This is a genomic window from Rathayibacter sp. AY2B7, assembly GCF_002931635.1.
In the GTDB taxonomy this organism is placed as follows: domain Bacteria; phylum Actinomycetota; class Actinomycetes; order Actinomycetales; family Microbacteriaceae; genus Rathayibacter.
Genome location: NZ_PSUC01000139.1, coordinates 1 through 7377, shown reverse-complemented (window position 1 = coordinate 7377; position 7377 = coordinate 1). Strand labels below are relative to the sequence as shown.

The window sequence follows — 7377 nt, the reverse complement described above, 5'->3', positions numbered from 1 at the left end:
TCGATCAGGTCGAGCGCGCCCGCGTCGAGCACCACCGGGACTCCCGAGTGCAGCTGCTCGATCAGGGTGCGCCGCTCCTCGTCGCTGCGGTCCTCGGCGGCGTGCTCGGCGCACTCCTCGCCGGTCGGGCCGCGGACGCCGAGGCGGCCGGGGCGACTCTGACCGCGGAGGACCTCGCCCCCGTGGCCGCCGCGGCCGCCGTCCTGCACGCGGAGGCCGGACGGAGCGCCTCCGCCGGCGGCCCGATCGCCGCGCTCGACATCGCGGAGCACCTGCCCGGAGTGGTCGCCGCACTCCTGCGCTGACACGCCCGTCGGACGAGCGCTGAACCGAACCGGGACTGCCGCCGTTGTCCTGGAGGAAGCGACGCCCGCGGCCCGGCTCACCGGCTCCGCACCGCCGCCTCATCGGGTGCTCGAAGCGAGCACCTCTACCGTCGGATCCGCCGCGTCCGCCTCGACCAGGAGAACAGACATGACCGCGAAGACCACGACTCCCGCCCGCTACGCCCTGACCCTCCTCGCCGGCGCCGGCACCCTCGCCGCGCTCGCCGCCTGCTCGAGCACCACCACGACCGGGAGCGACGCCGCCGACGCGGCGACCACCACCGCTCCGAGCACCGCCACCAGCTCCGCCCCCGAGGCCACCGGCGCCGCGTCCTCCGCCGCGAGCGGCAGCAGCTACGCCGACGGCACCTACGAGGCCGAGGGCGCCTACACCTCGCCCGGAGGGAACGAGAAGGTGGGCGTCTCGCTGACCCTCGCCGACGGCGTCGTCACCGACGTGACCGTGACCCCGGAGTCGGAGAACCCCACCGGCCAGCAGTACCAGTCGCGCTTCGCGGGCGGCATCGCGGGCGAGGTCGTCGGCAAGCAGCTCGACGAGCTGAAGGTCTCCAAGGTGTCGGGGTCCTCCCTCACCTCCGGCGGCTTCAACGACGCCGTCGAGACCATCAAGGCCGATGCCACGGCCTGACGCCCCGACGGTCCTCGGCCACGCGTGGCGGTTCGACGCGATCGGCACCGGCTGGCAGATCGACACCGCCGAGCCGCTCGGGCCCTCCCACCGCTCGCGGGTCGAGGCGCGCATCGCGGAGTACGACCGCACCTGGTCGCGGTTCCGTGACGACTCCGCCGTCTCGCAGCTGCGGGTCGGAGGCGAGCACGTCTTCCCCGACGAGGCGGCCGACCTCTTCGCACTGTACGACGTGCTCGACGAGCTGACCGGCGGGGCGGTCACCCCCTTCGTCGGCGGCTCTCTCGAGCAGCTCGGCTACGACTCCGCGTACACCCTCGTCCCGCGAGGACCCGCCGTCCCCGCCCCCTCCTGGGCCGCCGCCCGACGCGGGGCGGCGGGACTGCGGGTCGAGCCCGGGACCGTCGTCGACGTCGGCGCCGCGGGCAAGGGCCAGCTCGTCGACCTCGTCCTCGGGGAGCTCGACGGAGCCGGGCCCGCCGTCGTCGACGCGAGCGGCGACCTCCGGGGCATCGGAGCCGGACCCGTCCGGGTCGGCCTCGAGCACCCGTGGGACCCGAGCAGCGCACTGGGAGTGGCGGTGCCCGGCGACCGCGCGCTCTGCGGCTCGGCGAGCAACCGCCGCGCCTGGGGCAGCGGCCTCCACCACGTCCTCGACGGGCGGACCGGAGCTCCGGTCGAGACCGTCGTCGCCACCTGGGCGGTGGCCGACACGGCCCTCGTCGCCGACGGGCTCGCGACCGCGCTGTTCGTCTGCCCGCCCGAGACCCTCGCCGAGCGCTTCGACTTCGAGTTCGTCCGCGTCCGCAGCGACGGCACCCTCCACTACTCGCCTTCCTTCCCCGGAGAGGTCTTCCGATGATCGGCACCTTCGACCGCGCCCTCGGCCGTGTCACCACCTACCGGCTGGTCTGGATGACGCTCGCCGCGCTCCTGCTCGTCGCCGTCGGCTACGCCGCAGCCGGCCTGATCTTCTCGACGCCGCTCGAGATCCTCGGCACGACGCTGGTCGCCGTCGCCTCGACGGCCCTGGTCAGCGCGGTCCTCGCGAGGCTGTTCCGGAGCCGTGCGCACCTGGAGTCCTCGCTCGTCACCGGTCTGCTGATCGCCTGCCTCCTCTTCCCGACGGCCGATCCCCGCGGGCTCGCCGTGATCGCGCTCGTCGGCGCGATCGCCGCCGCGTCCAAGTACGTCCTCGCCTGGCGGGGCCGCCACCTCTTCAATCCGGCCGCGGTCGCCGTGCTGATCATCGGCTTCACCGGGCTCAACGCCGGAGCCTGGTGGATCGCCAGTGGCGCGATCTGGCCGTTCGTCGTCGTGGGCTCCCTCCTGATCGTCGCGCGGGTCCGCCGCTGGGCCGTCTTCGCCGTCTTCGTCGTCGTCGCCGGCGGGGTGTCCGTGCAGCAGGCGGTGCAGAACGGCCAGGACCTCGGCGCCGCGGCGGCCCTGGTCCTCACGGCCTACCCCTTCGTCTTCGCCGGCGCCTTCATGCTGACGGAGCCGCTCACGCTCGCGCCGCGCCGCTCGCAGCAGCTGATCATCGCGGTCGTCGCAGCGCTCGTGGCGAGCGTCCCCTTCCACATCGGCGTCGTCTCCGCCACTCCGGAGCTGGGCCTCGTGGTCGGCAACGCCCTCGCGTTCGCCTTCGCGTTCCGCCAGCGTCGGCGGCACACGCTCGAGCTCTCCTCGACCCGCGTGCTGGCGCCGGGCATCGCGGAGTACCGCTTCCGCTCCCGCTCGCCGCTGACCTTCGAGCCGGGCCAGTGGCTCGAGCTCGACCTGCCGCACCGCGCCGACAGCCGGGGCAGCCGGCGCACCTTCTCGGTCTCCTCCGCTCCGTCCGACGGCGAGATCGCGATCGCCCTGCGGATGCCGGAGAAGGCGAGCAGCTTCAAGCGCGCCCTCGCCGCTCTGGAGCCCGGCGACTCGCTCCGGGCGACGAGCGTCGGCGGTGACTTCGTCCTGCCTGCCGATCCCGCCGTGCCGCTGCTGCTGGTGGCGGGCGGCATCGGGATCACCCCGTTCGCCAGTCAGCTCCGCTCGCTCGCGGACGGTCCGCGGCGCGACGTCGTCGTCGTGGTCGCCGCGCCGAGCTTCGCCGAGGTCGCGTACCGCGACCTGCTGCAGGAGTCGGGGGCCCGGGTCGTGCTCTGCTCGAAGGAGGCGCCGACCGACCTGCCCGCACGGTGGTCGCACGTCACAGGCCGACTGACCGCCGAGCTGCTCGCGGACGCGGTGCCGGACGCCGGCCGCCGCGTGGGCTACGTCTCCGGGTCGCCGTCGTTCGTCGACTCGGTCCGCGGCGCCCTGCGCGGTGCCGGGGCGAAGCGGATCCACACCGACGCGTTCGCCGGCTACTGAGTTCATCGGGTCGTGACACCCGCGGGCTGCTGACGCCCGCTGGCCGCTGACGCCCGGCGGCGACCGACGCCGCCGGGGGACCGATGCCCGGCGGAAGCGGCGCTCTCAGGCGGGCTCAGGTGCTGCCAGGGTCCCGTTCAGCGGCCCCTCTACAATGACGCGGTGCCGTCCTCCCCTCCTCGAGCGTCCTCCCGCCCCCTCGCCCGGCTGCGCGAGAACCGCGACTCCGTCGCCGTGCTCTGGGGCGCCTTCGCGCTGGTGCACGTGGTGCTCTCCCTCCTGGCGCTGTTCGCTCCGGGTCTGCCGATGGGCGACGTCAGCATCGTCTACAAGGAGTGGATGAGGACCGCCGTCGAGGGCGGCGGCATCGCCGGGATCGACACGGGCTGGGTCTACCCGATCCTCGCCTGGGGCCCGATCGCGGCCTCCTGGCTCTTCGGCTCGGCGGGCTACGACCTGATGTGGCTCGTCCTCGTCGCGCTCGCCGATGCCGCCGCCTTCGCCCTGCTGCTGCGCGGTCGGTCGGCACCGCGCCTCGCCGCGGCGCGCTGGTGGCTGCTGTTCCTCGTCCTCCTCGGGCCGATCGCGATCGGCCGCATCGACGCCTTCACTGCGCCGCCGGCCATCGCCGGGATGCTCTGGGCGGCGACCCGTCCGGGCGTCGCGGCGCTGCTGCTGACCGTGGCCACCTGGATCAAGGTGTGGCCGGCCGCGATCCTCGCCGCTGCCGTGCTGGTCCTGCGCGGACGGCTGCGGATGATCCTCGTCCCCGCGGTCGCCTCCGTGATCATCGTGCTCGCGGTCGTCCTCGTCGGCGGCGGGGACCAGGTCTTCAGCTTCGTCACCGATCAGACCGATCGGGGCCTCCAGATCGAGGCCGTCGTGAGCACTCCCTGGATGTGGCTGTCGGTCCTCCCGGGATCGGGGAGCTACGTCTACTACGCCGCCGACATCAACACCTTCGAGATGCACGGGCCCGGCACCGAGTTCGCGGCGAGCCTGATGACCCCGCTGCTCGCTCTGGCCATGCTCGGCGTGGCCCTGCTGGGTGCCCGTGCTCTCGCCCGCCGGGCGGACCTCGCCAGGCTGTTCCCGCTGCTCGCGCTGACCTTCGTGGTCGTGTTCATCGACACCAACAAGGTGCTCTCGCCGCAGTACATCGTCTGGCTCGCGCCGCCGGTGATCGCCGGTCTGATCGCGTGCCGCGACGGCGCGTTCGACCGGCCCGCGAAGCTGACCCTCGTCACTGCGGCTCTGACCCAGGTGGTCTACCCGTACCTCTACCTCTTCCTCCTCTGGTCGCACTGGTGGATGGTGCTCGTGCTGACCGTGCGGAACATCCTCCTCGTGGTGCTGCTCGGCTGGCTGCTGCGCGAGCTGTGGAGGACGGGGACGGCGCGGGTCGTCGCACCCGGCGCCACGACTTCCGCATCGTCGCTGACCGGCGAGACCCGCCTGGCGCCCCAGGGCTCGTAGGCTCGGAGGGCGCGGGCCGGCACGCGGTGCGCGCAGTCAAGGAGGCTCCCATGCTCGTCGCATTCTCGGTCGCACCGTCCGGGGGCGAGGCGCCCGACGCGTCCGTCCACGACGCCGTCGCCGCCGCCGTCCGCATCGTCCGCGAGAGCGGCCTGCCGTCGCGGACGACCTCGATGTTCACCGAGATCGAGGGGGAGTGGGACGAGGTCTTCGACGTCGTCAAGCGCGCGACGGAGGCCGTCGGAGCGTTCGGGACGCGCGTGTCGCTCGTCCTGAAGGCGGACATCCGCCCCGGCTACTCGGGCGAGATCGACGGCAAGATCGCCCGGCTGAACGACGCGCTGGGGGAGTAGCGGGTCCGCGCCGAGACCTCTCGTGTCCGGGCTTTCTCGAATCGATTCGACATCCGCCCGATCCTGAGTAGCCTTGACCGGTGACGCTCTCGCCCGCTCGGACCCGCCTCGCCCTGCTCGCCCTCGCGATGGGGGGCTTCGGCATCGGCTCGACCGAGTTCGTCGCGATGGGGCTCCTCCCGCAGCTCGCCGCCGACCTCCTCCCCGGGGTCTGGGCCGCGAGCCAGGAGCAGGCCGTCTCGCAGGCGGGGATGCTGATCTCGGCCTACGCGCTCGGTGTCGTGGTCGGCGCCCCCACCATCGCCGCCGCAGCGGCGCGCTGGCCGCGCAAGAGGCTCCTCCTGACGCTCCTCGTCGCCTTCACCGTCGGGACGATCGGCTCGGCGCTGCTCCCGAGCTTCCCGCTCGTCCTCGCCGCGCGCTTCGTCGCCGCGCTCCCGCACGGCGCCTACTTCGGCATCGCCTCCCTGGTCGCCGCCGACCTGATGGGTCCCGGCAAGCGCGGCAAGGGAGTCGCGTTCGTCCTCTCCGGGCTCACGATCGCGAACGTCGTCGGTGTGCCCGCGATCACCTGGGTCGGGCAGGTGGCCGGCTGGCGCAGCGCCTACCTCGTGGTCGCGGTGCTCTTCGCGCTGACCGTCGTGGCCGTCCAGCTTCTGGTGCCCGCGCAGCCCGGGAATCCGGCGGCGACCGTCCGCAACGAGCTGCGGGCGTTCGGGCGCCTGCAGGTCTGGATGACCCTCCTCGTCGGCGCCATCGGCTTCGGCGGACTCTTCGCGATGTACAGCTACATCTCGCCGCTCGCGACCGAGGTGACGGGCCTGCCGCTCGGCGCGGTCCCGTGGATCCTGGTCGTCATCGGCCTCGGGATGACCGTCGGCAACCTCGTCGGCGGCTGGGCCGCCGACCGCGACGTGCGGCGGGCGCTGGTGGTTTTCTTCGCCGGCGTCGGCGTCTCGCTGATCGGGCTCGCGCTGTCGGCCTCGTCGGTCGTCGGGCTAGTGGTGTTCGCGTTCCTCTCGGCGGGCTTCTCGGCCGCCGCGTCGCCCGCGATCCAGACCCGGCTGATGGACGTGGCGCGCGACAGCCAGACGATCGCGGCCGCGCTCAACCACTCCGCGCTCAACATCGGCAACTCGGTGGGTGCCGCGCTCGGCGGCCTGACGATCGCCGCCGGACTGGGCTATCTGTCGCCCATCTGGGTCGGCGTGGGCCTGACCGCGGCAGGAATCGTGCTCGCCCTCGGCAGCATCGCGATCGACCGCGCCCGGGGCACGGTCTACCCGGTCCACCGCGAGCCCGCCCAGCCGGGCACCGGCGGCATCCCGGTCGACGCACTGTAAGCAGAGCGCGGCCCGGGCCTCTGGGAGACTCTCGGCATGCGCGCCGTGAGCTACTCGTCCTTCTCCGCCCTCCCCGCGATCATCGAGGTCCCGGAGCCCGTCTGCCCCGTCGACGGCGTCGTCGTCCGCGTCGCGGCGACCGGGGTGTGCCGAAGCGACTGGCACGCGTGGAAGGGGCACGACGACTCGGTCGTCCTTCCGCAGATCCCCGGGCACGAGTTCGCCGGGACGGTGATCGCGACGGGAGCCCAGGTGTCGCTCTTCGCGGTCGGTGACCGGGTCACAGCGCCGTTCGTGTTCGCCTGCGGCGACTGCGAGCAGTGCCGGGAGGGGGCGACGCAGGTGTGCCTCCGGCAGCAGCAGCCGGGATTCACCCTCGACGGGTCGTTCGCCGAGGCGGTGGCCGTGCCGGGTGCGGACCTGAACCTGGTGCGCCTGCCCGACTCCGTCGGCTTCGTCGAGGCGGCCGGTCTCGGCTGCCGCTTCGGGACCGCGTACCACGCCCTGCACGAGCGCGGCCGGGTCGCCCCGGGGGAGTGGGTCGCGGTGCTGGGCTGCGGCGGAGTCGGCCTCTCCGCGGTGATCGTCGCGCTCGCGGCCGGGGCCCGTGTGGTGGCGTCGGACGTCTCCGCCCCGGCGCGGGAGGCCGCAGCCGCGCTCGGGGCGGTGACCGTCCCCGGAGGCGAGGGTGCCGCCGAGGCGATCCGGGCGGCGACCGGAGGAGGTGCGCATCTGGCGATCGACGCCGTCGGAAGCAGCGTCACGGCGGAGGCGTCGATCGCCGCTCTGCGCCCGCGGGGCCGGCACGTGCAGGTGGGTCTGCTCCTCGGGCCCGACGCCGCACCGGCGATCCCGCTCGGCCGGGTCAT

The 7377-nt window shown here is 73.7% G+C and carries 7 protein-coding genes and 1 pseudogene; all 8 read left to right on the top strand.

Going from position 1 to position 7377, the window contains the following annotated elements:
• A pseudogene (locus C5C27_RS18200) lies at positions 1-305 on the top strand (hypothetical protein); the annotation flags it as partial.
• Positions 306-474: 169 nt separating this feature from the next.
• Complete coding sequence (locus C5C27_RS16020) at positions 475-975, top strand: FMN-binding protein (RefSeq protein ID WP_104224453.1); 501 nt, start codon at positions 475-477, stop codon at positions 973-975.
• A complete protein-coding gene (locus C5C27_RS16015; protein WP_104237847.1) occupies positions 962-1837 on the top strand; it encodes an FAD:protein FMN transferase in 876 nt (291 codons plus the stop codon). Before C5C27_RS16020 ends, C5C27_RS16015 begins: the two co-directional genes overlap by 14 nt.
• Positions 1834-3336: an oxidoreductase gene (locus tag C5C27_RS16010; protein ID WP_104314901.1), complete on the top strand. Its 1503-nt coding sequence runs from the start codon at positions 1834-1836 to the stop codon at positions 3334-3336. The genes C5C27_RS16015 and C5C27_RS16010 overlap by 4 nt, the downstream gene beginning before the upstream one ends.
• A gap of 162 nt (positions 3337-3498) precedes the next feature.
• On the top strand, positions 3499-4812 hold the full coding sequence (locus C5C27_RS16005) for a glycosyltransferase 87 family protein (protein WP_104314900.1): 1314 nt from the start codon (positions 3499-3501) through the stop codon (positions 4810-4812).
• Positions 4813-4862: 50 nt separating this feature from the next.
• Positions 4863-5165 (top strand): thiamine-binding protein, encoded by a 303-nt coding sequence (locus C5C27_RS16000; protein ID WP_104224449.1) that lies wholly within the window; start codon positions 4863-4865, stop codon positions 5163-5165.
• Positions 5166-5293: 128 nt separating this feature from the next.
• A complete protein-coding gene (locus C5C27_RS15995) occupies positions 5294-6508 on the top strand; it encodes an MFS transporter (protein WP_104314902.1) in 1215 nt (404 codons plus the stop codon).
• A 36-nt stretch (positions 6509-6544) separates the two neighbouring features.
• The coding region (locus C5C27_RS15990; protein ID WP_104314899.1) for an alcohol dehydrogenase catalytic domain-containing protein at positions 6545-7377 on the top strand (833 nt) is incomplete at its 3' end.

Coding starts and splice junctions, on each gene's coding strand:
- C5C27_RS16020 (WP_104224453.1), top strand. CDS start 475: ATGACCGCGAAGACCACGACTCCCGCCCGCTACGCCCTGACCCTCCTC.
- C5C27_RS16015 (WP_104237847.1), top strand. CDS start 962: ATGCCACGGCCTGACGCCCCGACGGTCCTCGGCCACGCGTGGCGGTTC.
- C5C27_RS16010 (WP_104314901.1), top strand. CDS start 1,834: ATGATCGGCACCTTCGACCGCGCCCTCGGCCGTGTCACCACCTACCGG.
- C5C27_RS16000 (WP_104224449.1), top strand. CDS start 4,863: ATGCTCGTCGCATTCTCGGTCGCACCGTCCGGGGGCGAGGCGCCCGAC.
- C5C27_RS15995 (WP_104314902.1), top strand. CDS start 5,294: ATGGGGGGCTTCGGCATCGGCTCGACCGAGTTCGTCGCGATGGGGCTC.